At 71.7% G+C, this 23508-nt stretch carries 22 protein-coding genes and 2 pseudogenes; 14 read left to right on the top strand and 10 right to left on the bottom strand.

Annotated elements, in window-relative coordinates:
* Nucleotides 1-52: 52 nt before the first annotated feature.
* Together AB0N03_RS08355 and AB0N03_RS08360 are read right to left on the bottom strand one after the other, a co-directional pair.
* Entirely contained in the window at nucleotides 53-475 is a 423-nt protein-coding gene (locus AB0N03_RS08355) for a hypothetical protein (RefSeq protein WP_364367321.1), read from the bottom strand.
* Between the two features lie 63 nt (nucleotides 476-538).
* A complete protein-coding gene (locus AB0N03_RS08360; protein ID WP_364367324.1) occupies nucleotides 539-1591 on the bottom strand; it encodes an NlpC/P60 family protein in 1053 nt (350 codons plus the stop codon).
* 426 nt (nucleotides 1592-2017) lie between these two features.
* Here AB0N03_RS08360 and AB0N03_RS08365 point away from each other — a divergent pair.
* The 4 genes and pseudogenes from AB0N03_RS08365 to AB0N03_RS08380 all read left to right on the top strand — a co-directional run.
* A pseudogene (locus AB0N03_RS08365) lies at nucleotides 2018-2411 on the top strand (HAD-IC family P-type ATPase); the annotation flags it as partial.
* 69 nt (nucleotides 2412-2480) lie between these two features.
* On the top strand, nucleotides 2481-3311 hold the full coding sequence (locus AB0N03_RS08370; RefSeq protein WP_364367327.1) for a peptidoglycan-binding protein: 831 nt from the start codon (nucleotides 2481-2483) through the stop codon (nucleotides 3309-3311).
* A gap of 167 nt (nucleotides 3312-3478) precedes the next feature.
* Nucleotides 3479-4708 (top strand): DUF222 domain-containing protein, encoded by a 1230-nt coding sequence (locus tag AB0N03_RS08375; protein WP_364367330.1) that lies wholly within the window; start codon nucleotides 3479-3481, stop codon nucleotides 4706-4708.
* A gap of 293 nt (nucleotides 4709-5001) precedes the next feature.
* Nucleotides 5002-5820, top strand: a complete 819-nt coding sequence (locus tag AB0N03_RS08380; RefSeq protein ID WP_364367332.1) for an LLM class flavin-dependent oxidoreductase — start codon at nucleotides 5002-5004, stop codon at nucleotides 5818-5820.
* Here the strand turns inward: AB0N03_RS08380 and AB0N03_RS08385 are convergent.
* A complete protein-coding gene (locus tag AB0N03_RS08385; RefSeq protein ID WP_364367335.1) occupies nucleotides 5774-6718 on the bottom strand; it encodes a threonine/serine dehydratase in 945 nt (314 codons plus the stop codon). The genes AB0N03_RS08380 and AB0N03_RS08385 overlap by 47 nt on opposite strands.
* 85 nt (nucleotides 6719-6803) lie before the next feature.
* On the opposite strand from AB0N03_RS08385, the gene AB0N03_RS08390 reads away from it, so the two are divergent.
* Nucleotides 6804-7688, top strand: coding sequence for a LysR family transcriptional regulator (locus AB0N03_RS08390; RefSeq protein ID WP_364367338.1), 885 nt, complete (start codon nucleotides 6804-6806; stop codon nucleotides 7686-7688).
* Between the two features lie 11 nt (nucleotides 7689-7699).
* On the opposite strand, the gene AB0N03_RS08395 is transcribed toward AB0N03_RS08390, so the two are convergent.
* Nucleotides 7700-8617: a LysR family transcriptional regulator gene (locus AB0N03_RS08395; protein ID WP_364367341.1), complete on the bottom strand. Its 918-nt coding sequence runs from the start codon at nucleotides 8615-8617 to the stop codon at nucleotides 7700-7702.
* Nucleotides 8618-8689: 72 nt separating this feature from the next.
* On the opposite strand from AB0N03_RS08395, the gene AB0N03_RS08400 reads away from it, so the two are divergent.
* Genes AB0N03_RS08400 through AB0N03_RS08410 form a run of 3 tightly spaced genes read left to right on the top strand, consistent with a single transcriptional unit; the run spans nucleotide 8690 to nucleotide 11110 of the window.
* Nucleotides 8690-9604 (top strand): DMT family transporter, encoded by a 915-nt coding sequence (locus AB0N03_RS08400; RefSeq protein WP_364367344.1) that lies wholly within the window; start codon nucleotides 8690-8692, stop codon nucleotides 9602-9604.
* Between the two features lie 37 nt (nucleotides 9605-9641).
* Nucleotides 9642-10538 carry an NAD(P)H-binding protein gene (locus AB0N03_RS08405; RefSeq protein ID WP_364367347.1) on the top strand — a complete coding sequence of 299 codons (897 nt, stop codon included), beginning with the start codon at nucleotides 9642-9644 and terminating at the stop codon, nucleotides 10536-10538.
* Nucleotides 10535-11110 carry a CPBP family intramembrane glutamic endopeptidase gene (locus AB0N03_RS08410; protein WP_364367350.1) on the top strand — a complete coding sequence of 192 codons (576 nt, stop codon included), beginning with the start codon at nucleotides 10535-10537 and terminating at the stop codon, nucleotides 11108-11110. The genes AB0N03_RS08405 and AB0N03_RS08410 overlap by 4 nt, the downstream gene beginning before the upstream one ends.
* 24 nt (nucleotides 11111-11134) lie before the next feature.
* Here the strand turns inward: AB0N03_RS08410 and AB0N03_RS08415 are convergent, their stop codons facing one another.
* The 4 genes from AB0N03_RS08415 to AB0N03_RS08430 form a co-directional block, all read right to left on the bottom strand.
* Nucleotides 11135-12025, bottom strand: a complete 891-nt coding sequence (locus AB0N03_RS08415; protein WP_364367352.1) for an IS982 family transposase — start codon at nucleotides 12023-12025, stop codon at nucleotides 11135-11137.
* Between the two features lie 74 nt (nucleotides 12026-12099).
* Complete coding sequence (locus tag AB0N03_RS08420) at nucleotides 12100-13164, bottom strand: serine hydrolase domain-containing protein (RefSeq protein ID WP_364367355.1); 1065 nt, start codon at nucleotides 13162-13164, stop codon at nucleotides 12100-12102.
* A 52-nt stretch (nucleotides 13165-13216) separates the two neighbouring features.
* The gene (locus tag AB0N03_RS08425; RefSeq protein ID WP_364367357.1) at nucleotides 13217-13771 is read right to left on the bottom strand and encodes an SDR family NAD(P)-dependent oxidoreductase; all 555 of its coding nucleotides are present in this window, start codon (nucleotides 13769-13771) and stop codon (nucleotides 13217-13219) included.
* Nucleotides 13747-13887, bottom strand: a complete 141-nt coding sequence (locus AB0N03_RS08430) for a hypothetical protein (RefSeq protein ID WP_364367359.1) — start codon at nucleotides 13885-13887, stop codon at nucleotides 13747-13749. The genes AB0N03_RS08425 and AB0N03_RS08430 overlap by 25 nt, the downstream gene beginning before the upstream one ends.
* A 129-nt stretch (nucleotides 13888-14016) precedes the next feature.
* Here AB0N03_RS08430 and AB0N03_RS08435 point away from each other — a divergent pair, with 129 nt between their 5' ends.
* Both AB0N03_RS08435 and AB0N03_RS08440 read left to right on the top strand, forming a co-directional pair.
* Nucleotides 14017-15798 (top strand): glycoside hydrolase family 76 protein, encoded by a 1782-nt coding sequence (locus AB0N03_RS08435; RefSeq protein WP_364367362.1) that lies wholly within the window; start codon nucleotides 14017-14019, stop codon nucleotides 15796-15798.
* Nucleotides 15799-15812: 14 nt separating this feature from the next.
* The gene (locus tag AB0N03_RS08440) at nucleotides 15813-16424 is read left to right on the top strand and encodes a precorrin-3B C(17)-methyltransferase (protein ID WP_364367365.1); all 612 of its coding nucleotides are present in this window, start codon (nucleotides 15813-15815) and stop codon (nucleotides 16422-16424) included.
* A 4-nt stretch (nucleotides 16425-16428) separates the two neighbouring features.
* Here AB0N03_RS08440 and AB0N03_RS08445 read toward each other — a convergent pair whose 3' ends face one another.
* On the bottom strand, nucleotides 16429-16908 hold the full coding sequence (locus AB0N03_RS08445) for a MarR family winged helix-turn-helix transcriptional regulator (protein WP_364367366.1): 480 nt from the start codon (nucleotides 16906-16908) through the stop codon (nucleotides 16429-16431).
* Between the two features lie 82 nt (nucleotides 16909-16990).
* Between AB0N03_RS08445 and AB0N03_RS08450 the strand changes: the two genes are divergently transcribed.
* The 4 genes and pseudogenes from AB0N03_RS08450 (at nucleotide 16991) to AB0N03_RS08465 (ending at nucleotide 20064) form a co-directional block, all read left to right on the top strand.
* Nucleotides 16991-17632, top strand: a complete 642-nt coding sequence (locus tag AB0N03_RS08450) for an NAD(P)H-dependent oxidoreductase (RefSeq protein WP_364367369.1) — start codon at nucleotides 16991-16993, stop codon at nucleotides 17630-17632.
* Between the two features lie 261 nt (nucleotides 17633-17893).
* On the top strand, nucleotides 17894-18403 hold the full coding sequence (locus AB0N03_RS08455; RefSeq protein ID WP_364367371.1) for an ATP-binding protein: 510 nt from the start codon (nucleotides 17894-17896) through the stop codon (nucleotides 18401-18403).
* A 1-nt stretch (nucleotide 18404) separates the two neighbouring features.
* A complete protein-coding gene (locus tag AB0N03_RS08460; protein WP_364367374.1) occupies nucleotides 18405-19370 on the top strand; it encodes a DJ-1/PfpI family protein in 966 nt (321 codons plus the stop codon).
* A gap of 66 nt (nucleotides 19371-19436) precedes the next feature.
* A pseudogene (locus AB0N03_RS08465) lies at nucleotides 19437-20064 on the top strand (response regulator).
* On the opposite strand, the gene AB0N03_RS08470 reads toward AB0N03_RS08465, so the two are convergent.
* Nucleotides 20053-23493, bottom strand: a complete 3441-nt coding sequence (locus AB0N03_RS08470) for an indolepyruvate ferredoxin oxidoreductase family protein (RefSeq protein WP_364368109.1) — start codon at nucleotides 23491-23493, stop codon at nucleotides 20053-20055. The pseudogene AB0N03_RS08465 and the gene AB0N03_RS08470 sit on opposite strands and share 12 nt — an antisense overlap.
* Nucleotides 23494-23508: the final 15 nt, after the last annotated feature.

Genomic DNA, 23508 nt, shown 5'->3' on the forward strand with positions numbered 1-23508 from the left:
AACACCTGTTCGCTTGAAACCCACACTAGCGCAAGGGTCCGACAATCGCCGGTCACGAGCCGGCCGGTGGGGTGCTCGGCGAGCCGGCCTCGTGGCCCGCCCGGCCGTGCGTGCGGCGGTCGTCCTTCATCTGCTGTTCGTGCAGGTGGCGGCGCCCGCCGGTCAAGGACTCCAGCAGCGAGCGCTCGAGGTCACGGCACGCCTTGTAGTAGCCGTCGTCGTACTCCTCGACGAGCTGGAACGTCCATCGATCGGGTACCACGTTGAGCCCGATCAGCTCCTCGGAGATCCGCCGCGCCCACTCCTCGTGGCCCGCCTTCTCCAGCGCGTCCACCGCCTCGCCCAGCGCCAGGTCCGCGCTGCCCGTCAGCTGGTGGAACGAATAGAGGTGCCCACGCGCCCGCTCGATCGTCTCGAGCGCTTCGGTGACCTTGCCGACCGCCGAGACCGTGGCGGCGTCGTAATCGTCGACCATGGACGGAAGATGCCCCGTCCCGGGATTTCTACACCTCCCGGAACGGGGCATCCCCGGACGAACTCAGGCCGTCGGCCGCGTCGCTCCCGCGTACTCCTTCAGCAGCGGCGAGATCTTGACGACGTCGCCGCTCGTCGGCGCGTGCACCATCTTGCCGTCGCCGATGTACATCCCGATGTGGGACACGGGGGAGTAGTACGCGACCAGGTCGCCCGGCTGCAGCTGGTCGCGCGGCACCGACGTGCCGAAGCCCGCCTGCGCCGACGACGTCCGGGGCAGCGTGATCCCGGCCTGCTTGTAGGCCCACTGCATCAGGCCGGAGCAGTCGAACGTGCTCGGTCCGGTGGCACCGTAGACGTACGCGCTGCCGAGCTTGCTCAGCGCCGCGTCGACCGCCTTCTGCGCGGACGCGGTGGCCGCCTTGACCACCGGGGCCTTGCCGCCGGTGTCCTTCTGGGCGGTCTTGTCGGCGGTGCTGAGGGTCTTGCTCTGGGCCTCGATCTGGTCGATCTGCGCCTGGAGGTTCTTCTTCTTGCCCTCGATGTCCGAGGCCAGCTTCGCCGCCGCGTCCCGGGCGTCCGTCGCCCGCTTCGCCGCGTCCGTCGCCGCCTTCTCCGCCGCGGTGGCCTTCTCGGCCGCGCCGCTGAGGTTGTCCATCGCGGAGTTCTTGTCGGTCGCGATGACCTCGAGGGCCGCCGAGCGGTCCAGGAAGTCCTGCGTCGACGTGCCGGCCAGCAGCGCCGACAGCTTGTTCAGCTGGACGCCGCTGGTGAACGACGCACCGGCGAACTTGTCGACCTGCGTCTGGTACTTCTGCTTGGCCTCGGTCGCCTGGGAACCGGCGTCCTTGGCGGCGGTGACGTCGGTGTTGGCCTTGTCGAGCTCTCCCTGCTTCGCGGTCAGGTCGTCCTTCGCCTTGAGCAGGTCTTCGTTGAGCTTCTCGGCCTGGGCCGAGAGGTCGCGGTACTTGGCCAGGGCGTCGGACCCGGTGGGCGGGGCCTGGAGGACGGGGATGGGGGCGGCGGTGGCCGTCGGCTGGGCCATGGTGATGACAGTGATCACCGAGGCTGCGGCGAGGGCACCTGACACCACGCGCTTGACGGGATGCGAACGCATTCTCGCGCGGGTCTCCTTTGCTGATCGGCCGCCGTGGGGTACCGGGGCGAGTCGGGGGCCTCGCCCGTGTCCGGCGCGTGCTCGACCGCAACAGGGAGAGCACGCGATGGGGTCCGGTACCCCGCAGGGGGTATCGGCGGCGATCTCGCGTCGCCGTCTCATCGACGACCGGGGGCCGCGAGATCTCGAACAGGTTACGAAACGAGCACGGCAACGTCCAGGGCGCCCCTCTGAGAACTCTCCGTGACGACAAGAAACACGCCTGGACCAGTGGCTACCGGATCGGGTGTGACCGGGATTACATGTCGTGACCGGTCTCGCTTACCTTACCCCCCTAGGGTATACGTGGGCATGGCAGATACGACCTACACCGTTACCGGCATGACGTGCGGCCACTGCGCCCGCTCGGTCGAAGAGGAAATCCGCGTGCTGCCCAAGGACAAGGCCGATGTCGTACGCGGGCTTCAGGAGGACGGCAAGGTCGTCGCGATGGTCGGCGACGGCGTCAACGACGCGGCCGCGCTCGCCCAAGCCGACCTGGGCCTGGCCATGGGCACGGGCACCGACGTCGCGATCGAAGCGGCCGACCTCACGCTCGTGCGCGGCGACCTGCGTGCGGCGGCCGACGCGATCCGGCTGTCCCGCCGGACGCTGCGCACGATCAAGGCAACCTGTTCTGGGCTTCGCGTACAACGTCGCCGCGCTGCCGCTGGCCGCCGCGGACCTGCTGAACCCGATGCTCGCGGGGGCGGCGATGGCGGTCAGCTCGGTCTTCGTCGTCACGAACAGCCTGCGTCTGCGCGGCTTCCGGGCCGGGTGATTTGTACGGTCCTTGTATCGGGCCGGGTGATGCTGGTGGAGCAAGGATTCCGACCAGTGGAGGACAGGGATGTTCACGAAGGCCGCCGTGCTGACGGCACTCACCGCAGCGGCGTTCGCCGTGGCCGCGCCGGCTCAGGCCGAGCCCGCGGCCACGACGGCGCTGCCCACGGCGAACATGGAGGCCGTGCTGAAGGCGGCCCAGATCGACCCGCGCCGAGCCGACGACACCCAGACGCCCGGCGCGCACGACAGCGTGCTGCTCGTCGAGCAGGCTCTGCAGGCCAAGGGGCTGCTGGCCGCGACGTACGTCGACGGGTACTTCGGTACCACGACGATCACGGCGTACTCGCAGTACCAGAAGTCGTTGGGGTACACCGGGATCGACGCTTCCGGCCTGCCGGGCAAGACGTCGCTGGAGAAGCTGGGTGAAGGCCGGTACACGGTCACCTCACCGATTTCGGCCGGGAGCCGCGTCTCCTACCGCGGCGTCACGATCAACACCCGCACCAAGGCGATGCTGCTGGAGGCCGAGAGGCTCACCGGCACCACGGTCAGCCTGACGCAGGGTTCGTACAACCCCGGCGGCGTCGACGCGTCGGCGGGAACGCACGACGGCGGCGGCGCGATGGACATCTCGGTGTCCGGCATGTCGTCGACGACCCGCACGAACTTCATCAAGGCGCTGCGGCAGGTCGGTTTCGCTGCTTGGTACCGGACGCCGGCGCAGGGGTTCGCTTACCACGTCCATGCTGAGGCCATCTCGGATCCGGATCTTTCTTCGGGTGCTCAGCATCAGACCGGGGACTATTACCTGGGTATGAACGGGCTTGCCGGGCGTGGGGCTGATGATGGTCCTTCGGTGGCCAAGGTTACTTGGGAGGAGTATCAGCGGGGCTGAGTTTTCAAGATACGGCTTCGCCGGGGCGTGGGAAATCGGCGCTTCTTGTGGTTGCTTCTCGCTCGGTGCGAGAGCGCCGATTCCCCACGCTGCGGTGCCCCTGCCGCTCTCTTGCTTCCACCTGATCGTGTGATGAACATGCGTTCGTGTGCCGGTAATCTTGGTGTGTGGACAGCGAAGCGGTAGTTCGAGCGGATGCGGTGGCCTTGGCCGACCGCATCTCCGCACTGCTCACTGTTGTGCGGTCTGCCGAGGCTGAGATCGGTGCGCTGCTCATAGAAATTGAGTCTCGTGGTGTGATGGAACTCTTCGGATATCGTTCTGTGGCACGGCTTTTCGAGCATCTCGCCGATGTCCCCAAAGCCGCCGCCGAGACCGTGGTCAAACGAGCCCGCGCCCTCACGCCCGGCCACAACCTCGACGGCACTCCGATCCCCGCTGTCGCTCCCGCTACCGGCGCTGCTGCCTCGAATGGGCGGTTGAGCACGCCGATGATCGACACGATCGTCGGGGTGATGACGCAGGTCCCGCTCGAGCATCGCGAAGAGGCCGAGCAGCATCTGCTTACGTTCGCCGAGGACGCCGGGCACAAGCAGGTGGCAGCGTTGGGTGCGCGGATCTTGGCTCACCTGGACCCCGACGGCGCCGAGCCGGAGACCGCCGAACCTGCTACTCCCAACCGCGAGCTGTCGTTGCGGCGCAAGAGAACCGGGGGGTGGGAGCTGAACGGTAGGTTCGACGACGAGACCGGCGCGAGAGCCAGCGCCCTCCTGGACTCCCTCGCCGAACGCCGCACCGGCGATGAGGGTCCGGACTTGCGTTCCCCGCTGGAACGCTACGGCGATGCCTTCTCCGACGCTGTGGACATGGCGTTGAACTCCCCGGACTTGCCGATGCAGGCCGGCGAGCGAGCCCACGTGATGGTCGCGGTCTCGCTGGAGGACCTGAAGACGGGTGTTGGCCGGGCCATCCTCGGCGACACCGGCACGATGTCGGCGGCCGAAGCCCGGATCCACGCGTGTGACTGCATGCTCATCCCCACGGTGCTGGGCGGCAAGAGCGAACCCCTCGGTCTCGGACGCCTACGCCGCCTGGTCCCGCCCGGAATCCGCCGCGCGTTGTACCTGCGCGACCGCGGCTGTGCCTTCCCCGGCTGTCATCGTCCACCCCGGCACTGTCAGGGTCACCACATCCGGCATTGGGCTGATGGCGGTCCCACCGAGCTGGGCAACCTGGTGCTGATGTGCGCGCATCACCACCGGCTGTTGCACCGCTCCGGCTGGCAGGTCCGCATCGCCGCCGACGGCCTCCCCGAATTTCTACCACCGGTGTTCCTCGACAAGCGCCGAAAACCCAGGCGCAACAACCTGCACCAACCGTTGCCGTTCGCGGCGTAGACAATCGCGCATGGGAAAGGCCCGCAGCCACCGGCTACGGGCCTACACCCACGCCCCAAGTCCGCCATGGCTACCGCACCATGGCGCTGTCAAACCTCAACGCTTCCACCGCCTGCCCGACAAGCTCGTGGCGCCACTGCGCGCGTGCCGGCCCCGGCGAGTCCGAATCGACCGAAGCTCGCGAATCCGACCTGCTGTCGTGGTCGGGCTCACGGTCCGCGGCCGGCCGCGGTGGCACTGCCGGGCTCCGCGGTGGTTTGATCGAAGTACCAATCCAACCAGGGGGTACTCCGATGACCAAGAAGGCGTTCCGGTTCGGTGTGGTCGCCGGCGCGACCGAAGGGGGCGCGAAATGGCTGCAGACCGCCCGGCGCGCCGAGGAGCTCGGCTACTCCACCCTGCTCTGCCCCGACAACCTCAACCTGCCCACCCCGACCGCCGCGCTCGCGGCTGCCGCTGCCGTGACCACCGAGCTCAAAGTCGGCTCCTTCGTCCTGGCCAGCCCGCTGCGGACCGCGCGGGCCGCGGCCTGGGAGTCGCACAGCCTCGCCGTTGTCACCGGCAACCGGTTCGAGCTCGGGCTCGGGACCGGGCTGCCCAGCATGCGGCAGCAGGCCGAAGAACTCGGCCTGCCCTACGGCTCCGGCCAGGAGCGGCTCGACTCGATCTCCGAGACCATCGACCACGTGCGCCGGCTCGACGGCGACGCGCACACCCCCGTCATGATCGCCGCCGGTGGGCCCAAGGCGCGGCGGCTCGCCGGGGCGAAAGCCGACATCGTCACCCTTGCCGGTGGGGTGCTGACCACTCGCGATGAGATGGCCGGCTACGTCGAGGAGATCACCACCGCGGCCGGCGAGCGGGACGTCGAGCTCGCGCTGAACATCTTCCTCGTCGGTGAACAGGTGCCGCCGTGGATTCGGGGGTTCATCGGCGTCGATGCCGAGACGCTCATCGAACACGACTCGCTGGCCATGATCCGCGGCAGCGTCGACGACATGGCCGCCGAGCTCGAACGGCGGCGCGACGAACTCGGCGTCTCCTACGTCAGCGTCAACAGCGCCTTCATCGAAGAGTTCGCACCGCTGGTGGAGCGGTTGTCGGGGAAGTGAGCGTCGCCGGGTCGGTGTTCGCGCCGCACAACAGGACCGCGACGCGTTCCCCCGGCTCCGGGCGGTAGGCGCCGGTGAGCAGCGCCGCGAACGCCGTCGCGCCGCCGGGCTCGAGCGCCAGGCGGTAGCGGTCCCACAGCGCCGCTCGGGCTTCGACGATCGCCGTGTCCTCCACCAGCACGGAGCCCACCTCCGTGCGTGTCGCGACCGAGAAGGCGATGTCGCCGAGCCGCGAAGCGCCCAGGGAGTCCGCGGCGATGCCGGACACCTCGACCGAGACAGGCGAACCCGCCGACAGGGCCGCATGAAGCGTCGGGGCCGTGCGCGGTTCGACGCCGACCACCCGCGCCCGGCCTTCGACCGCCGCCGCGATGCCCGCCAGCAGCCCGCCGCCGCCGACCGCGACCAGGATCGTGTCCAGCCCGTCGATGTCGGCCAGCAGCTCGAGGCCCACCGTGCCCTGGCCGGCGCAGATCTCCGGCTGGTCGTACGCGTGGCAGAAGAGCGCGCCCCGGTCCGCCGCGTCCTTCACCGCCGCGTCGTAGGCGTCCGCGTACTTGTCGCCGACCAGCTCGACGGCCGCCCCCAGCTGCCGCAGCTTCGCCACCTTGACCGCCGGCGCGTTCACCGGGACGTAGACCCGCGCGGCCACGCCGAACTCCCGGGCCGCGTAGGCGACGGCCAGCCCGGCGTTGCCGCCCGACGCGGCCACCACCCCGGCCGCCGAGAGCTCACCCGCGGCGATGATCCGGTTGAACGCGCCGCGCGCCTTGAACGAGCCGGTGTGCTGCAGGTGCTCGAGCTTGAACCACACGCCGTCGTCGGCGAACACCGGCGTCCGGCGGACCCGGCCCTCGATGCGCGCGGCGGCCTGCTCGACATCCGAAGTGCTGATCATGGGCACCAGCATGCGCGTGGACCGCCGTAAGCACCAGCGCCGTCTCCTACGCTGACCTTAGCAACGCTTACGGCTGGAGGTTCCCATGCTCGACGCCCACCGCCTCGCCCTGCTCGCCGAGGTCGCGCACGCCGGGTCGATCGCCGGGGCGGCTCAAAGACTCGCCTTCACGCCGTCCGCCGTCTCGCAGCAGCTCGCCAAGCTCGAACGCGACGTCGGCGCGCCCCTGCTCCACCGCAACCCGCGCGGTGTCACGCTCACGCCAGTCGGGGAGGCGCTGCTCAGCCACGCGGAGACCATCGTCGGGGAGCTGCGCACCGCCGAGCGGACGGTCCGGGCCCTGCTCGACGAGGAACCGGCGCAGCTCACCGTCGGCACGTTCGCCAGCGCCGGCATGACGCTCGTGCCCGCCGCGCTCGCCGGGTTCCGGCGCGACCACCCCGCGGTCGCGCTGCGGCTGCTCGACCTCGAACCGCCCGACGGGTACGGGCTGGTCACCTCGCGCGACCTCGACCTGCTGATCACCCACCGCTATCCCGGCGCGCCGCTGCCCGACCCGCGCGGGCTGACGCGATCGCTGCTGCGCTCGGAACGGTTCCGGCTGATCCTGCCCGAGGGACATCCGAAAGCCCGTGCCCGCCGGCTCACGCTGGGCGCCTTGGCGGGGGAGGACTGGATTTCCGGCAGCCCCGGCGTGCCCAACCGCGTCTGCCTCGACGAGCTCGCCGACGCCGCTGGGGTCACCCTTACCGTGGCTTACGAAACGCGCGACTACCAGGTGATCCTGGCGCTGGTCGAGGCCGGGCTGGGGATCGCGTTCGTGCCGGAGAGCGTGCTCGCGCGGGTGGGGCCGGCGCGGATCGAGGTCCGCGACGCCGCGGACGCCCGGCCGGCGCGAGACGTCTTCCTCGTGCACCACCGGCGGCCGGGAAAGCTGGTGACCGAGATGATCGAGCGGCTCAGCCGGTAGTCGGATCGGGCTCAGGGTCGCCCCGCGCTCTCGAACCGCGCCGAGGCGGCCCGGAGCGCGTCCAGGCACGCACGCACCGCACCGCGGTCCTCCTCGCCCGTGCGGCAGATCGCGTAGATCGTCCGGGTCAGCGCCGGGCGCGTCGCCAGGATGCGGACGCCCTCGGGCTGCGGCTCCCGGGCCAGGCGTGGCACCAGCGCCGCGCCGACGTTGCCCGCCACCAGCGCCAGCTGCGTCGGGTAACCGCCGACCGTGCAGCTGATCCGCGGCTCCAGCCGTTGCTTGCGCAGCACCTGCACCAGCCAGTCGTAGCAGCCGGACCCCTGGCTCCAGCCGATCCACGGCAGATCGTCCACTTCGGACAGATCGACCGTCTTGCGGTGCGCGAGGCGGTGGCCGGCGGGCAGCGCGAGGTCGGCGACGTCGGAGAACAACGCGATCCGCGCCGTCGCCGGCGGGAGCACCGTCGGCCGATCCTCCCAGCTCTCCAGCACCGCGACGTCGAGGTCGCCGGCCAGCACGCGGGGCATCGTCTGCTCCGCCTCGCCCTCGTGCAGCGTCACGGCCAGCCGCGGGTGCTGCGCGGCGAGCGTGGCCAGCGCGGGCGGCAGCAGCGCGTGGACCGTCGTCGGGATGGCGCCGACCCGCAGCGGCCCGATGACGTCCTCGCGCAGCAGCTCCAGGTCCGCTTTCGCCTCGGCGACCTGCGCGAGGATCCGCTCGGCGTGCCCGGCCAGCACCTGGCCCGCCTTGGTCAGCCGGACGCCCCGGCCGCGCGGCTCCAGCAGCCGCTGCCCCGCCTCCCGTTCCAGCTTGGCCAGCTGCTGCGACACGCCCGACGGCGTGACGTGCAGGGACGCGGCCGCCGCGGCGACCGAGCCTTGCGTGGCGACAGCGTGCAGCGCACGCATCCGTTCGATTCCGAACACGGTAGAGATCCTACCGAATTCCACGCAGAACATTCGCTTGTCCTTGACAGTCGTGACCCGCAGGCTGGAGCCGTGACCACGACCGCGCCCCGGCCCGCGACCACCCCCACGCCGTTCACCGAGCGCTTCGACCCGCGTCTGCTCGCCGCGCTCGGCAGCTTCTGCATCTCCCTGTCATCGGTCTTCATCAAGGTCTCGCACGCCAGCGGCAGCACGAGCGCGTTCTGGCGCTGCCTGCTCGCCCTGCCGGTGCTGCTCGCGCTCGCCGTGCGGGAACGGCGGAAGGCCGGCCCGGCGCCCCGCCGCCGCGTGCTCCTCCCGCTGCTGGCCGGCACCGGGCTCGGCCTGGACTTCGTGCTGTGGGGCGAGGCGATCCCGCGGATCGGCGCCGGCATCGCGACGGTGCTGCTCGCCGTCCAGGTAGTCATCGTGCCGCTGCTGGCGTTCGCCTTCCTGCGGGAACGGCCGGCGAAGCAGTTCCTCTACGCCGTGCCCGTGCTGCTCGGCGGGGTCGTGCTGGCCGGCGGGTTCGCCGGCAGCGGCTCGTTCGGCCCGGACCCGATCACCGGTGCCGTGTTCGCGATGCTCGCCGGTGCGGGCTACGCCGTGTACCTCTTCCTGATCCGGCTCAGCGGCGGCGCGGGCGCGCAGGCGCAGTCCCTGGTGCTCGCGACGCTCTCCGCCGGCGTCGTCGCCGTCGTGCTCGGTGTCCCGAGCGGGACGCTCGACCTGAGCCCGAGCCCGGAAACGTTCGGCTGGCTGGTCGCGCTCGCCGTCGTGGGTCAGCTGATCGGCTGGATCCTCATCTCCGCCGCGCTGCCCCGGATGTCGGCCACCACCGGGGCGACGCTGATGCTGCTGCAGCCGGTCGGCGCGGTGCTCCTGGGCATCGGCCTGCTGGGGGAGACGCCGAGCCTGGTGCAGCTCGCCGGCTGCGCGGGGGTCGTCGCCGCGGTCTGCTTCGCCGGGCGAACCCGCCGCGGGTGATCTGCGGCCCGGGGCCGTCCCGGCTAACGTCGCCGGTATGCGTGTGCTGGTGGCCGGGGCTTCGGGATTCGTCGGCGGCCGGCTGTGCCCGGCGCTGGACGAAGCGGGGCACGACGTCCTCGCGATGACCCGCCATCCCGCGAAGTACCGCGGAGCCGGGAAAGCCGTCCGCGGCGACGTCGCCGACGTCGGCTCCCTGCGGGACGCGCTCAAGGGCGTCGAAGCCGCCTACTACCTGGTGCATTCACTCGACAGTGCGGACTTCAAGCGCCGCGACGCCGACGCGGCCCGCGCGTTCGCCCGGGCGGCGGCTGACACGGGCGTGGGCCGGATCGTCTATCTCGGCGGCCTCGGGGACGACGACGACGCGCTTTCGGAGCACCTGGCCAGCCGGCGTGAGGTCGAGCGGCTGCTGGGGGAGACCGGCGTGCCGGTGACCGTGCTGCGCGCCGGGATCGTCATCGGGCACGGCGGGACGTCGTGGGAGCTGACCCGCCAGCTGGTGGAGCACCTGCCGGCGATGGTGACCCCGCGCTGGGTCGCCACGCGTACCCAGCCGATCGCGATCGCCGACGTCGTCCGCTACCTGGCCGGCGTGCTCGACCACCCGGAGGCGGCGGGCCGGACCTTCGACATCGGCGGGCCCGAGGTGCTGGCCTACCGGGACATGCTGCAGCGGGTCGCGGCGATCGAGGGACGGCCGCTGGTGATCGTGCCGGTGCCGCTGCTCTCGCCGAGGCTTTCGTCGTACTGGCTTTCGCTGGTCACCGACATCGACGTCACGACCGGGCGGGCCCTGATCGACTCGATGACGAACGAGGTCGTCGTCCGCGACGACGCGATCCGCCGGATCGTCGAGTTCGAGCCGATGGACTACGACGAAGCCGTGCTGCAGGCCCTGGGCGAGCGGGCGAAGAGCCGGCGGCCCGCGTGAGGAAGGCGCTCCTCGCCGGGGTGACGGCCGCCGGGTCCGGGTTGCTCGGCGCGTCCCTGGCCAGCCGGCCGGGTTCGCGCCGGTTCCACGTCCTGACGGCGTCGGTCGCCGCGACCTGGTTCGCCGGTGCCGGGCCGGTGCCCCGGGGCCGCCGGGACGTCGCCCGGCCGGTCCTGGCCGGCGCCGGCGCGTTCGGCGCGTTCTACGGCTGCGCGCTGGTGGCCCGCCGCATCCCGCCGCTGCGGCGCGCGATCAGCGGCGTGCTCTCCCACGCCCACCGCGGTTCGACCTCGTCGGTGGTGGCGACGGCGCTCGTCACGGGCGCGGCGGAGGAGTTCTTCTTCCGCGGCGCGCTTTACGACGCTTTCGGCCCTCGCGGATCGACGGCGCTGTACGTCCTTTCGACGGCGGCGACGCGAAACCCGGCGCTGGTGTTGGCTTCGACGGTGATGGGCACGCTCTTCGCCGTGCAGCGCGGCCGGTCGGGCGGGATACAGGCGCCGGTGCTGACGCACGTCGTGTGGTCGGCGTTGATGCTCGGCTTCCTGCCCCGCCTGTTCCCGCCGGACTAGATGAGTGATTCCGTGAAGTTGGTGTTAGTGGTCGTAGGCGATAAGTGAGCGTTTGCTGGTCAGGCCGATGGTCCAGTTATGCCAGATCGCGGTGGCCATGGCCAGCAGGCGTTGCGCGACGCGGGTGAACACCCCTGCCGGGGTCCGTCCGCCGTGCGCTTCGAGGTCGAGCTGGCCTGTGAGGGTCTGATTGACCGACTCGATCCGCTGGCGGACGCCACCGAGGTTGCCGTTGCGGTAGGTCTCGTCCTTGCGGTCCGGGCGCAGCAGCTCCAGCCCCATCGCCGCGGTCAGCTGCTGGAATTCCTTGCCGGCGAAACCCTTGTCCGCCAAGAGGACCTGGCCGTTGCGGATGAGGTGGTGGTTGCCCTCGAGCAGGGCGGCCAGTACCTCACGTTCGCCGAGTTTCGGGGTGGCCGGGCACCACATGACCGGCATTCCGTCGCCGGCGCAGACGAGGTAGAGCTTCAGGCCCCAGTACCACCGGGAGTGTGACGCGCAGTAGCCGTAGTCGGCGTGCCCGGCCAGGTCGGAGCGTTTCACCGTTTCCCGTGACATTCCGCAGGGAACCGGGGTGGCGTCGGTAATCCACAGGTCGTCGAACCACGACGGACAGCCCGCAGCCAGGGTGAGGATCGCCTTGCACAGCAGAGGATGCGCGGTCTTCAGTCGCTTGTGGTAGCCGGACTGGGTCAGCATGACGGGAAACATGGTGCGCCATCCGGCGTCGGTGTGGATGTGCCGGATCCAGCGTCGTTCACTGTCGTAGCGCTGCAGTACCTGCGCGACGGCCATCGTGATCAGCTCACTGTCAGTCAGCTCGGGTCTGCGGCCTCTGCCGGTGCGGGGCGGCACTACGTGGTCGTCGATCAGCACGTAGAGTGCGGTCAGGAGGGTGTCTAGTTCTTTCGTCACGGTTTGATCTTGGACACCCTCCTCCCACGCCTTCGCAGCAGCCTCCTTCACGTGATCTTCACGGAATCACTCATCTAGGCCGTGAACGCGTCGTAGGCGGCCAGCACCACGCCCAGGCCCCGGCTGTACCCGTCCTCCCAGAGGACCTGGTTCATCACGTAGGACACGGCCATGCGGTGGTCCGTGTCGACGAGGACCACGGATCCACCCCAGCCGCCCCACGAGCACGTGTGGCCCTCCAGCCGGAAGCCGAGGCCGTACCGCATCGTCGCGCCGAGGACGCGGTCCTCGCCGTGGAACTGTTCGTCGAAGACCCGCGCGGCGCCGGCCGGCGACAACAGCCGTACGCCACCGGAGACTCCCTCGCACGCCAGTACCGACTGCACCGCCGCGACCGAGCGAGCGTTGCCGTACCCGTTGATGGCGGGCACTTCCGCGCGCCGCCAGGCCTCGGAGTACGAGTCCGAGACGCCGACCAGGAACCCCGGCGGCTTGTCGCCCTGGGGGTCGGGGATCAGCGGGGCGACCCGGTGATCGTGCTCCGCGGCCAGCCCGATGTGGAAGTCCGCGCCCAGCGGGCCGGCCACCTCCTCGGCGAAGAACGCGCCCAGGCTGCGCCCGGTGACGCGGCGGACGACTTCGCCGACCAGGAACCCGAAGGTGACCGAGTGGTAGCCACCCGCGGTACCCGGTTCCCACGCCGGGGTCTGCGCGGCCAGCCGCGCCGTCACCGCCGGCCAGTCGAAGAGGTCTTCGACCGCGACCGGGCCGTCGAAGTCCGGCAGGCCCGCGGTGTGCCCGAGCAGGTGCCGGACGCGCGTGGTTTCCTTGCCCGCGGCCGCGAACTCCGGCCAGTACGCCCCGACCGGCGCGTCCAGGTCGAGGTCGCCGCGGTCGGCCAGCACCAGCGCGCACAGCGCGGTCATCGTCTTGGTGGTGGACCAGACGGTGGTGATGGTGTCCCGTTCCCAAGCGACGGTGCGCGCGGTGTCGACGTATCCACCCCACAGGTCGACCGCCGGCTCGCCGTCCACGAACACGGCGACCGAGGCGCCCACGTCCTCGGTGTCCAGCGACGCCGCCAGGACGTCGCGCACCTTGCTGAACCGGTCCTCGCAGCTACCGTAGATTTCGGCCACGGCGGTCAGCCAACTCCGTCCGGCCGGGCCGCACCACTCATTTTCCCCGCGCTCAGGCCGGCACCCCGGCCCACTGCTCGGTGAGCACCAGCTGCTCGCGCTTGGTCCGCGCGTAGATCTTCTTGGGCCCGTAGCTCGTGTCCTCCGACTGGAGGTCGCCGTCGGGAATCTTCTGGTCGTACTGCCCACCGGAGGTCACGTTGATCACCCGCGCGGGCGCCGACCGCTCCAGCAGCGGCGCGAGCCCGTTGATCAGCACCCACGGGGCCAGCACGTGCGTGGCGAACGTCAGCTCGACGCCGTCGTCGGTGTGCTCGCGCTCGTCGGGCATCACGCCGGCGTTGTTCACCAGGACGTCGAGACGGTCTTCGCGCTCTGAGAACTCCTCGACGAAGGTGCGCAGCGCGGTCGGGCGGCCGAGGTCGCAGGTGACCGGACGGACGTCGGCGTCCGGTACACGTTCGCGTGTCAGCGAAGCGGCTTCGGCGGCACGTTCGTCGGTGCGGCCCAGAACCCGCACCGACGCGCCCAGCCGGGCGAACCCGGCCGCGGCCGCGAGGCCGATCCCGGACCCCGCTCCGGTCACCAGCACGACCTTGCCGGGCATCGGCGGCGGGTCGGCGGCCAGCCGGGCAGGCGGCGGCGCACCTGCAGGCCGACGTTGCCGTAGCCGAGGACGATGGTCCGGTCCAGCACGGTGTCGATCGTCTTCCCGAGGTCCATGGGCCCGCGTACCCGCTCCCCGCACGGCCAACCATTGTCCGGAACGAGCCAGAACCGGGCGGAATCCTTCAGAACCGGACGCCGGCTTCCTATGCTGGAGCGAACCCCGGTGCGTGGAGAGGGATGTCTATGCGGACATTGCTCGTGCTGCTGCTCGTCCTCGGTTCCTTCACCCCGATGTCCCTCCGGCCCGCCGAGGCGGCCACGGCGGTGTGCGTCACGTCGTGCGACACCCTCGACCCGGCGCGGGCCGCGCGGGAGAGCTTTCCCTTGCCCGACAAGGTGATCAACGGCCGCGTGGTGCGGCTGCACGCCTCTGACCCCGACGGTATGGCGTGGGCGAGCATCGACAACGGCGTCGCCGGCGACGCCGTCTGGCTCGACCGCTCCTGGGACGCCGGTGCCACCTGGGAAGGCCTGCTGGGCAAGGCGAGCGTCCCCGGTTCGTGGACCGGCACCCGCACGCTCATGTACAACCTCACCGACCCGCAGCACCACCGCCGCGGGCTGGTCCGGGCGTGTGGGGACGCGCAGGGCGTCGCGTGCACCGCGTGGATCTACCCGGACGTCTGCGATGCCGCGTGCGACCGCACCGCGCCGGGCACCGGGGACAGTCAGCCGGTGGCGCCGACGACGCTCTTCGGCCGCACGATCCGGCTCCACTTCGACGGCCGAGGCATGGCGTGGGCCGGGATCGAAGCCGGCGGGGCGGGCGACGAGAGCTGGCTCGACCGTTCCTGGGACGCGGGCGCGAGCTGGCCGGACGGCTCCTCGCTGGGCCGCACCAGCGTCGCCGCCGGGGCGACCGGCACCCACACCACGGCGTTCGCGACGCGCGATCCCCGTGGCCGGCTCTACGGCGGCGCGGTGCGGGCGTGCGGCCGTGAAACCACGCACGCGCAAGGGAGTTGCACGGCGTGGGCGCGGCCGGCGACGACCCGGGCGGCCGGTGCGCTCGACGCGCTGCTGTGGTCCTACGACCCCTACACCGCGTGGTGGCCGTCGAGCTGGTGGAACTCGGCGGTCGCGGTGACGGCGGTGGCCGACGCGGGCGGGTCCGACGCCGCGCTGGCCCGCACCTTCGACGTCAACCGCGCCGCTTTCCCCGCCGGGGCACGGAGTTCCGACGCCATCGAGGGCGACTTCGTCAGCCGCGCCATCGACGACAGCGCGTGGTGGGGCCTGGCCTGGGTCGCCGTCTACGACCGCACCCACGACCCGCGCTACCTCACCGAGGCGACGACGATCGCGAACTACGTCCACGGGTTCTGGGACACCGGCAGCTGCGGCGGCGGGATCTGGTGGAACCGCGAGCGGACGTACAAGAACGCCGTCACGGCCGGGTTGTACCTGCGGCTGATCGCGTCCCTGCACAACCGCGTCGCCGGCGACACGGTGTGGGGCCAGCGGGCGCGGGTCGCGGGCGACTGGTTCCTCAACAGCGGCCTGCTCAATTCTTCGGGCCTGGTGAACGACGGGTTGACGGCGTCGTGCGAGAACAACGGCCAGACCGTCTGGACGTACAACCAGGGCCTCGGCATCGGCGGTCTGCTGGAGCTGTGGCGCGCGACCGGCGTCCAGTCCTATTTGGACGCGGCCAAGCGGCTGGCGGACGCGGCGATGACGCGGCTCACGTCGGGTGGCGTGCTCGTCGAATCCTGCGACACGGGGTCTTGCGACGACAACCAGAAGCAGTTCAAGGGCATCTTCATACGCTACTTCGGCGACCTGGCCACGGCGACGGGTTCGGCCACCTACCGCGCGTTCGCGCAGAAGCAGGCCGACGCGCTGTGGTCGGGTGACCGTGATCCGCTGAACCGGATCGGCCAGCGCTGGACCGGCACCACGCCGAACGTGACGGACTGGCGCACGCAGGCGTCCGGGCTCGAAGCGGTGCTGGCGGCCGGGTAGGTCCGCACGCCAGAATGGGCGACGTGCGGATCTTCCTCTTCGCGGCCGTGGCCGTGCTCGTCACCGGGTGCCAGGCCGAGGTGGCGGGTCATGCCGCGCCCACGGGCTTCGTCGTCAAGGACGGCACCCAGCTGCGGTTCCGGCCGGTCCTGGCCGAGCTGCCGCCGGGGCCGGCAACCGGCTCGGCGACCGAACGGCAGAGCACCGATCCGGCCGCGCAGCAGGCCGCCGCGCAGGCGTTCGACTGCGCGAAGGGGAAGCCGGATCCCCTCGACGGCCGTGACGACCCGGCGCGGCCGCTGGTCAGCTGTGACCGCGCCGAGGGCACGAAGTACGTCCTCGCCCCCGGCTTCCTCAGCGGCGCCGAGGTGAGCCGCGTGGACGCCGCCCTCGATCCGCAGACGGGGAGCTCGGTCATCACCCTCAGTTTCACCACCGCCGGGGCGAAGACCTGGGCGGAGTGGACCGGGCAGAACATCGGCAAGCAGGTCGCGATGGTGCTGAAGAGCCGGGTGCTGACCGCGCCGGCGGTGCAGTCCGCCATCACCGGCGGCGAAACGCAGATCACCGGGAAGTTCACGCTGCCCGAAGCGCGGCAGCTGGCGCGCGACATCGCCGGCGGCTGAGCCTTCAGCAGACCGGCGGGGTGATGGCTTCCGTGCAGGCTTCGAACTCGGTTTTGTTCGTCGCCTGCTGCAGCAGCGTGTAGAGCTGCTCGCGCTGGTCGTCGCTCAGCCCGCAGAACACCTCGTCCTCGACCGCGGCGAGCGCGAACTCCGCCCGGGCGAGCAGCTTCGCGCCGACGTCGGTGAGCTCGACGACGTGCCGGCGGCGGTCGACGGGGGAGCGGCGCCGCTCGATCAGGTTCTCGGTTTCGAGGTCGTTGAGCAGGCCGACGACGTTCGTGCCGTCCATCTCGAGGGTCTTCGCCAGGTCTTGCTGCGAGCTGCCGCCCTGGTCGCGCAGGACCGTGAGCGCGATCAGGTGGCGCGGCCGCAGTCCCAGCGGGGTCAGCACCGACTCGCTGCGCAGCTGCAGCCGGCGCGTGAGCTGGCCGAGCAGCGCCCCGCAGCGGTGGGGCGGCTGGTTGACGACCGGCAGCGAGGTCATGAGCCCAGTATATGGGCAGGCCGACAGTCGATGTGCTATTAATGGTTTGTCCTACATCAACGATCTATGGGCGGCTAACGACATGGCGCATCTCCTCCACATCGACTCGAGCATCCAGGGCGAGCGCTCGGTGAGCCGCCGGCTCAGCGCGCGGGCCGCGGCCGCGTGGCGGGCCGCACACCCGGACGGCACCGTCACCTACCGCGACCTGGGCGCGCACCCGCTCCCGCACCTCGACGCCGAGAACGGGACGGCCCGCGCGGTCCCGCCCGAGCAGCACACGCCGGCCCAGGCCGCGTCGTGGGCGCTGACGCAGGAGCTCGTCGGCGAGATCAAGGCGGCCGACACGGTGCTGCTGGGGCTGCCGGTCTACAACTACGGCGCGCCGAGCAGCGTCAAGGCGTGGGTGGACCACCTCATCGCACCCGGGCTCTCGGTCGACCACGCGACGATGACCGGCCTGCTCGGCGGCCGCGACTTCATCGTGCTGGCCTCGCGCGGCGGTGGGTACGGCGAAGGAGCGCCCCGCGAAGGCTGGGACCACGCGGAGCAGTGGCTCCCGCATGGCGTCTCGCTGACCGGCTTGGAGCCGCGGTTCATCACGGCGGAGCTGACGCTCGCCCACGTGAACCCGGCGATGGCGGAGCTCATCCCGCTGGCCGACGCGAGCTTGGCGACGGCGGAGAAGACCATCGACGCCCTGTGGGTCCCGGCCCACGTCTGACCGGTCCCGAGCGCCCCAATGTGGCCTTCGGTGCGTTGAACGCACCGAAGGCCGCCTTGGGTGCGTTGAACGCACCCAAGGCCACCTTGGGGCCTTCCGCTGCGCGTCCGGCAACCGTTCGGCGCGCAGAACCTCGTCTTCGACGACTTCGCCCAAGCCCCGACGGTAGCAACGCGAGCACGGCCGGTACCGTGCCGCCGGAGGCCGGGTGGCAAGATGCGGGCACCCGGACGGTCCGCACCTGGGCGAGGAAGGTCAGGTTTGAGCGCGCACACCTCCCAGATGGACGATATCCGGCTGGTCGCGCAACCGAGCGCGTTGCCGGTCACGGAACTGTTCGTCCGCCTGATTCTCACCGACTGGTCCCTGCTGCCGATGCTGGAGCAGGCGACCGCCACCGCGAGACGGCTGGTCGAGACCGTGATCGACGCCGGTGACCCGCGATCACCCGCCTTCGTGACGCTGCGGCTGCGGCTGCGCGCCGACGTGCTGGTGGTCGAGGTCGACGACGACGTGCCCGGGCTGCCGGAGCCGAAGGTCGCCGGGCCCGGCGAGCGCGTGGGGGTCACGCCCGGTGTCGGCGGGGCCCGCACGACCTGGTGCGAGCTGGAGCTGCCGGGCGGGATGAACGCGAAGCAGGTGCGCCTGCCGCGCCGGCAGGACCGCCGGACCCTGGTCGACGAGCCGGTCTCCGGCGACCCGGTGACCGCGGATCCCGAGGTGCTGGAGCGCCTGCTCACGCGGCTGAGCGGCTGGTCCGGCCAGAGCTGACGTGCGCAGCCGCCTCGTTCTCGTCGTGCTCTACGACGGCGTCCGGCTACTGGACGTCTCGGGGCCCCTGGAGGTCTTCGCCGAGGCCAACGAGCACGGTGGCCGGTACGAGCTGAAGACGGCCTCGCCCGGCGGCGCCGACGTCCGCGCCAACACCGGGACGCGGCTGGGCGCCGACCTCGACCTCGCGGCGGCCGACCCGCGCGGCGCGACCGTGCTGGTGCCCGGCGGCCCCGAATGGGCCCGCACGATCGCCGACACCGAGCTCGTCGCGCAGATCCGGCGCCTGGCCGGCGGCGCGAGCCGGACGGCGTCGGTCTGCGCGGGCGCGTTCGCGCTGGCCGCCGCCGGTGTCCTCGACGGCCGGCGCGCCACCACCCACTGGGACCTGACCGGCCAGCTGGCCCGCCGCTTCCCGCTCGTGCGGGTCGACGAGGACGCCATCTTCGTCAAGGACGGCCCGGTGATCACCTCCGCGGGCGTCACCTCCGGCATCGACCTCGCCCTCGCGCTGGTCGAGGAGGACCTCGGCGCCGACGTCGCCCGGCTGGTGGCCAAGCACCTGGTCGTCTTCCTGCAGCGGCCGGGCGGGCAGTCGCAGTTCAGCGTCCGGCTGGAGACGGGCCGCCCGCGCACCGAGGTGCTGCGGGCCGTGCTGGACTCCGTCGCGGCCGACCCGGCGGCGCCGCACACCCTCGACGACCTCGCCGCCCGGGCGGGGGTCAGCGCACGGCACCTGACGCGTCTGTTCCGCGAGGAGCTCGGCCGCACACCCGCGCGGTTCGTCGAGCAGGTGCGGCTGGAGTCCGCCCAGCAGCGGCTGGAGCGCACGACCGAGCCTCTGGACGTCGTGGCGCGGCGGTCGGGCTTCGGGTCGGTCGAGACCTTGCGACGCGCCTTCGCGCGCGGCCTCGGCGTGACGCCGAGCGACTACCGGGCCCGGTTCCGGACCACCGGCATCGGCTGAACGGTTCCGCCCCCCGATCCGTGCATCCAGGCAGGGAGAGGACGTGGAGGCGAGGAGGCAGCCGCCGTGCGCATTGTCATCGCGGAAGAAGACGCCCTGCTGCGCGAGGGGGCTGGTGCTGCTCCTGCGCAGCGAGGGGTTCGACGTCGCCGCCGCCGTCGACCACCCCGGTGACCTGGTGGCCGCGGTGGACGCGGTGGCCCCCGACCTGGCCGTCGTCGACGTCCGGATGCCGCCGACGTTCACCGACGAAGGCCTGCGGGCCGCCCTCGAAGCGCGCCGGCTCGCGCCCGGGCTGGCGATCCTCGCGCTCTCGGCGTTCGTCGAGGACGGCTACGCCGGTGACCTCCTGGCCGCCGGTGGCGGCGGGGCCGGGTACCTGCTCAAGGAGCGCGTCGGGAAGCCGGACGAGTTCCTCGACGCCCTGAAGCGCGTCGCGGCCGGGGGCACGGTGCTGGACCGCGACGTCGTCGCCGTCCAGCTGGCCCGGCGGCGCCCCGGCGACCCGGTCACGACGCTCACCGCGCGCGAACGCGAGGTCGTCGCGCTGCTGGCCGAAGGCCATTCGGTGCCGACGATCGGGCGGCTGCTCGGCATCGGCACCGCCGCCGCCCGGCAGCACGCCGGGGACGTCAGCGCGAAGCTGCGCGTCCCCGACGAAGCCCAGGCGATGCTGAGCTATTTACGGGCGTGAGCTATTTACGGGCGTGCGGACCTCGGCCCGCTTCTCCCGGTACCGGGCGACGTTGGCCAGCTTGACGTCCTCGTAGCCGCGGACGAGGTCCGGCAGCTCGGCCAGCGCCAGCACCTGCGCGCGGTCGACGTCGGCCGCGCGGAAGGCCTCGAGCACCGCGGCGCGGTAGTCCTCGATCAGCTCGCGCTCGACGCGCCGCACCTCGGCGCGGCCGAACGGGTCGAACCGGGTGCCGCGCAGCCGCCGCAGCGCGTGCAGCAGCCGGAACGCCGGGCGGAACCACGGGCCCAGGCTGATCTTGCGCTTCATCCCGAGCGCCCGCAGCACCGGCGGGTGCAGGCGGTAGGCGAACTTCGTACCCTCGCCGAACTGCTCCTCGAGATCCGCCGCGAAGGCCGGGTCGAGCGACAGCCGCGCGACCTCGTACTCGTCCTTGTAGGCCATCAGCTTGTACAGGTGCTTCGCGACCGCCTCGGTGATCTCCGTCGGCCCGTCCTCCAGCACCCGCACCTGCTCGACGTACTCCGCGTACGCCCGCGCGTACCGCTCGTCCTGGTAGGCGACCAGGTCCGGGATCCGGACGTCGAGCAGCCGGGCCAGCTCGGACTCCGGCGACGCGTCCACCAGCTTCCGTGCCGCGGGCTGGGTGACCGGCCGCGCCGGTGCCGGCGGCGTCGTGAGCGCGTCCGGGTCCGCCACCAGCTGGCGGCCGCGGCGGAAGGCCTGCAGGTTCGCGGCCACCGCGGTGCCGTTCAGCTCGATCGCCTGCTCGATCGCCGCGGCCGGCAGCCCGATCGCGCCGGTCTGGAAGGCCGCGCCGAGCTGCAGCACGTTCGCGAACTGGTCGTCGTCGAGGAGCTCTTCGGCGAGGCCGCGCGCGTCCAGCGAGACCGTGCGCGCCGCCGCGGCTTCCAGCGGCGCGAGGACGCTGCCCGGGTCCGGGAAGGACACCGTCGTGTCGACGACCATCCGGCCGGTCGGCACCTCGGTGGTGGAGACGACCGCGGTGGTGCGGGAGGCGTCGGCCACGCCGAGGTTGGCCGCGTCCGCCCCGACCAGCGCGTCGCACGCCAGGTAGAGGTCGCACTCGCCGGCGGCCAGCTTCGCGGCCTGCTCGACCGGCTCCGCCGTCACCTTCAGGTCGGACACCACCGCGCCGCCCTTCTGCGCCAGCCCGGTCTGGTCGAGCGTGCGGACGTGCCGCCCGTCGAGCACCGCGGCGGTGGCGAGGATCTGCGTCACGGTGACCACGCCGGTGCCGCCGATGCCGGTGATCCGCACGGAGAAGTCCTTCGACGCGGCCGGTGCGGGCGCCGCGACGGCGTCGGAGGCCAGCTCGCCGAGCTTCCGGCGCTGCTTGCGACCGGTCGGCACCACGGTGACGAACGACGGGCAGTCCCCGGCCAGGCAGGAGTAGTCGACGTTGCACGACGACTGGTGGATCGCGGTCTTGCGGCCGAACTCAGTGGCCACCGGCTGCACCGACAGGCAGTTCGACTTGGTGCCGCAGTCGCCGCAGCCTTCGCAGACGCGCTCGTTGATCACGACCCGCGTCGCGGGCGTGGTCTGCTTGCCGCGGCGGCGCTTCCGCCGCTTTTCGGCCGCGCACTCCTGCTCGTGGATGAGCACGGTGACGCCCTTGATGGCAGCCAGTTCCTCTTGCGTGCCCAGGAGTTCGGTCCGGTCGCGGACCTCGACGCCGGCGGGCAGCTTGCGGCGGCGGAGCTTCGCGGGCGCGTCACTGGTGATCACGACCCGCTTCACGCCCTCGACGAGCAGCAGCTCGGCGACCTTCTCCACCGGGAGCCCGCCGACGGCGTCCTGGCCGCCGGTCATCGCCACGGCCGAGTTGTAGAGCAGCTTGTAGGTGATGTTCACCCCGGCAGCGACGGCCGCGCGCACGGCGAGGCTGCCGGAGTGGGTGAACGTGCCGTCGCCGATGTTCTGGACGAAGTGCTCGGCCTCGACGAACGGCGCCATGCCGATCCACTGGGTGCCCTCGCCGCCCATCTGCGTCACGCCGAGGACCGTGCCGACCTGGTCGGGCTCCATGAACAGGGCCATCGCGTGGCAGCCGATGCCGCCGCCGACCAGCGTTCCTTCGGGGACCTTCGTCGACGAGTTGTGCGGGCAGCCCGAGCAGAAGTACGGCGTCCGCGCGAGCAGCGGCACCGAAATGCGCTCGCGACGGCGGCGCGCTTTGTAGGTGTCCACCGACGCGATGCCTTCGGGCAGCCGCCGGGCCAGGCCGGTCGCGACGGCGTCCGGGTCCAGCTCGCCGAGCTCGGTGAACAGCGTCCGGCCGTCGCGGTCCTTTTTGCCGGTGATCGCGGGCGCGCCGGGGACGCCGTAGAGGACCTCCTTGAGCGCCGTCTCGATGAACGCGCGCTTCTCCTCGACGACGACGATCTCGTCGAGCCCGTCGGCGAACTCGCGGACGATGCCGGGTTCGAGGGGGTGGATCGCGCCGAGCTTGAGGAGGCGGATGCCGTGCTTTTCCAAGGCCTCCGCGTCGAGGCCCAGGGCGCGAACCGCCTGCTGGACGTCCAGGTAGGACTTTCCGGCGGAGGCGATGCCGATCCGGTCGGCCGGGCCGCGCGCGGTGATCCGGTTGACGCCGGCCGCGCGCAGGTAGTCGAGCACCAGCGGCAGCCGGACGGTGAAGAGGCTGCGTTCCAGCTCGGCGAGGCTCGTGCCGAGCAGGCGCGACGTCGGCGTGTGGCGGTAGGCCCGTTCGATCTCGGGGGCCGTCCATTGTGGGCTCACGGTCGCGGTGCCCGAGGCGTCGGCGACGTTGGCGACGACCTTCAGTGACGTCCAGACCCCGGCGGCCCGGGACAGCTCCACCGCGTGCATGCCGAGGTCGAGGACGTCCTGGGAGTCGGCCGGGTAGAGGATCGGGATCGCGAGGTCGGCGAGGGCGAGCTCGGACGCGCACGGGACGGTCGAGGACTTCGCGTTCGGGTCGTCGCCGACCAGCGCGACCGCGCCGCCGCGCGGGTCCGTGCCGGCCAGGTTGGCGTGGCGGAGGGCGTCGGAGGCGCGGTCGAGGCCCGGGGCCTTGCCGTACCAGAACCCGGTGACGCCACGCCGCCCGCCGGCGCCCGCCACGAGCTGGCTGCCCATCACCGACGTCGCGGCCAGCTCCTCGTTGAGGCCGGGGCGGTGGACGACGGCGTGCTTCTCCAGCAGCTTCGCGCGGCGGCCGAGTTCGAGGTCGTAGCCGGCCAGCGGGGAGCCCTCGTAGCCCGAGACGAACACGGCGGGGTCGCCGCCGTGGGCGCGGTCGTGGCGGACGCGGTCGAACAGCAGCCGGACCAGGGCCTGGACCCCGGAGAGGTGCACGGTCCCCGCTTCTCGCAGGTACCGGTCGTCCAGCGTGAACGTCTCCACGGCGCAAGCCTCCTTCGCGTCTGTTGTTCCCGGCACGATGTTTCGGAGCAC

The sequence above is a fragment of the Amycolatopsis sp. NPDC051061 genome, from assembly GCF_040682935.1.
In the GTDB taxonomy this organism is placed as follows: Bacteria; Actinomycetota; Actinomycetes; order Mycobacteriales; family Pseudonocardiaceae; genus Amycolatopsis.

Bases quoted from the DNA above. Each gene is read 5' to 3' on its own strand.
- AB0N03_RS08355 (WP_364367321.1), bottom strand. From the start codon at position 475: ATGGTCGACGATTACGACGCCGCCACGGTCTCGGCGGTCGGCAAGGTC.
- AB0N03_RS08360 (WP_364367324.1), bottom strand. From the start codon at position 1,591: ATGCGTTCGCATCCCGTCAAGCGCGTGGTGTCAGGTGCCCTCGCCGCA.
- AB0N03_RS08370 (WP_364367327.1), top strand. From the start codon at position 2,481: ATGTTCACGAAGGCCGCCGTGCTGACGGCACTCACCGCAGCGGCGTTC.
- AB0N03_RS08380 (WP_364367332.1), top strand. From the start codon at position 5,002: ATGACCAAGAAGGCGTTCCGGTTCGGTGTGGTCGCCGGCGCGACCGAA.
- AB0N03_RS08385 (WP_364367335.1), bottom strand. From the start codon at position 6,718: ATGATCAGCACTTCGGATGTCGAGCAGGCCGCCGCGCGCATCGAGGGC.
- AB0N03_RS08390 (WP_364367338.1), top strand. From the start codon at position 6,804: ATGCTCGACGCCCACCGCCTCGCCCTGCTCGCCGAGGTCGCGCACGCC.
- AB0N03_RS08405 (WP_364367347.1), top strand. From the start codon at position 9,642: ATGCGTGTGCTGGTGGCCGGGGCTTCGGGATTCGTCGGCGGCCGGCTG.
- AB0N03_RS08425 (WP_364367357.1), bottom strand. From the start codon at position 13,771: ATGCCCGGCAAGGTCGTGCTGGTGACCGGAGCGGGGTCCGGGATCGGC.
- AB0N03_RS08430 (WP_364367359.1), bottom strand. From the start codon at position 13,887: ATGGACCTCGGGAAGACGATCGACACCGTGCTGGACCGGACCATCGTC.
- AB0N03_RS08435 (WP_364367362.1), top strand. From the start codon at position 14,017: ATGCGGACATTGCTCGTGCTGCTGCTCGTCCTCGGTTCCTTCACCCCG.
- AB0N03_RS08440 (WP_364367365.1), top strand. From the start codon at position 15,813: ATGGGCGACGTGCGGATCTTCCTCTTCGCGGCCGTGGCCGTGCTCGTC.
- AB0N03_RS08445 (WP_364367366.1), bottom strand. From the start codon at position 16,908: ATGACCTCGCTGCCGGTCGTCAACCAGCCGCCCCACCGCTGCGGGGCG.
- AB0N03_RS08450 (WP_364367369.1), top strand. From the start codon at position 16,991: ATGGCGCATCTCCTCCACATCGACTCGAGCATCCAGGGCGAGCGCTCG.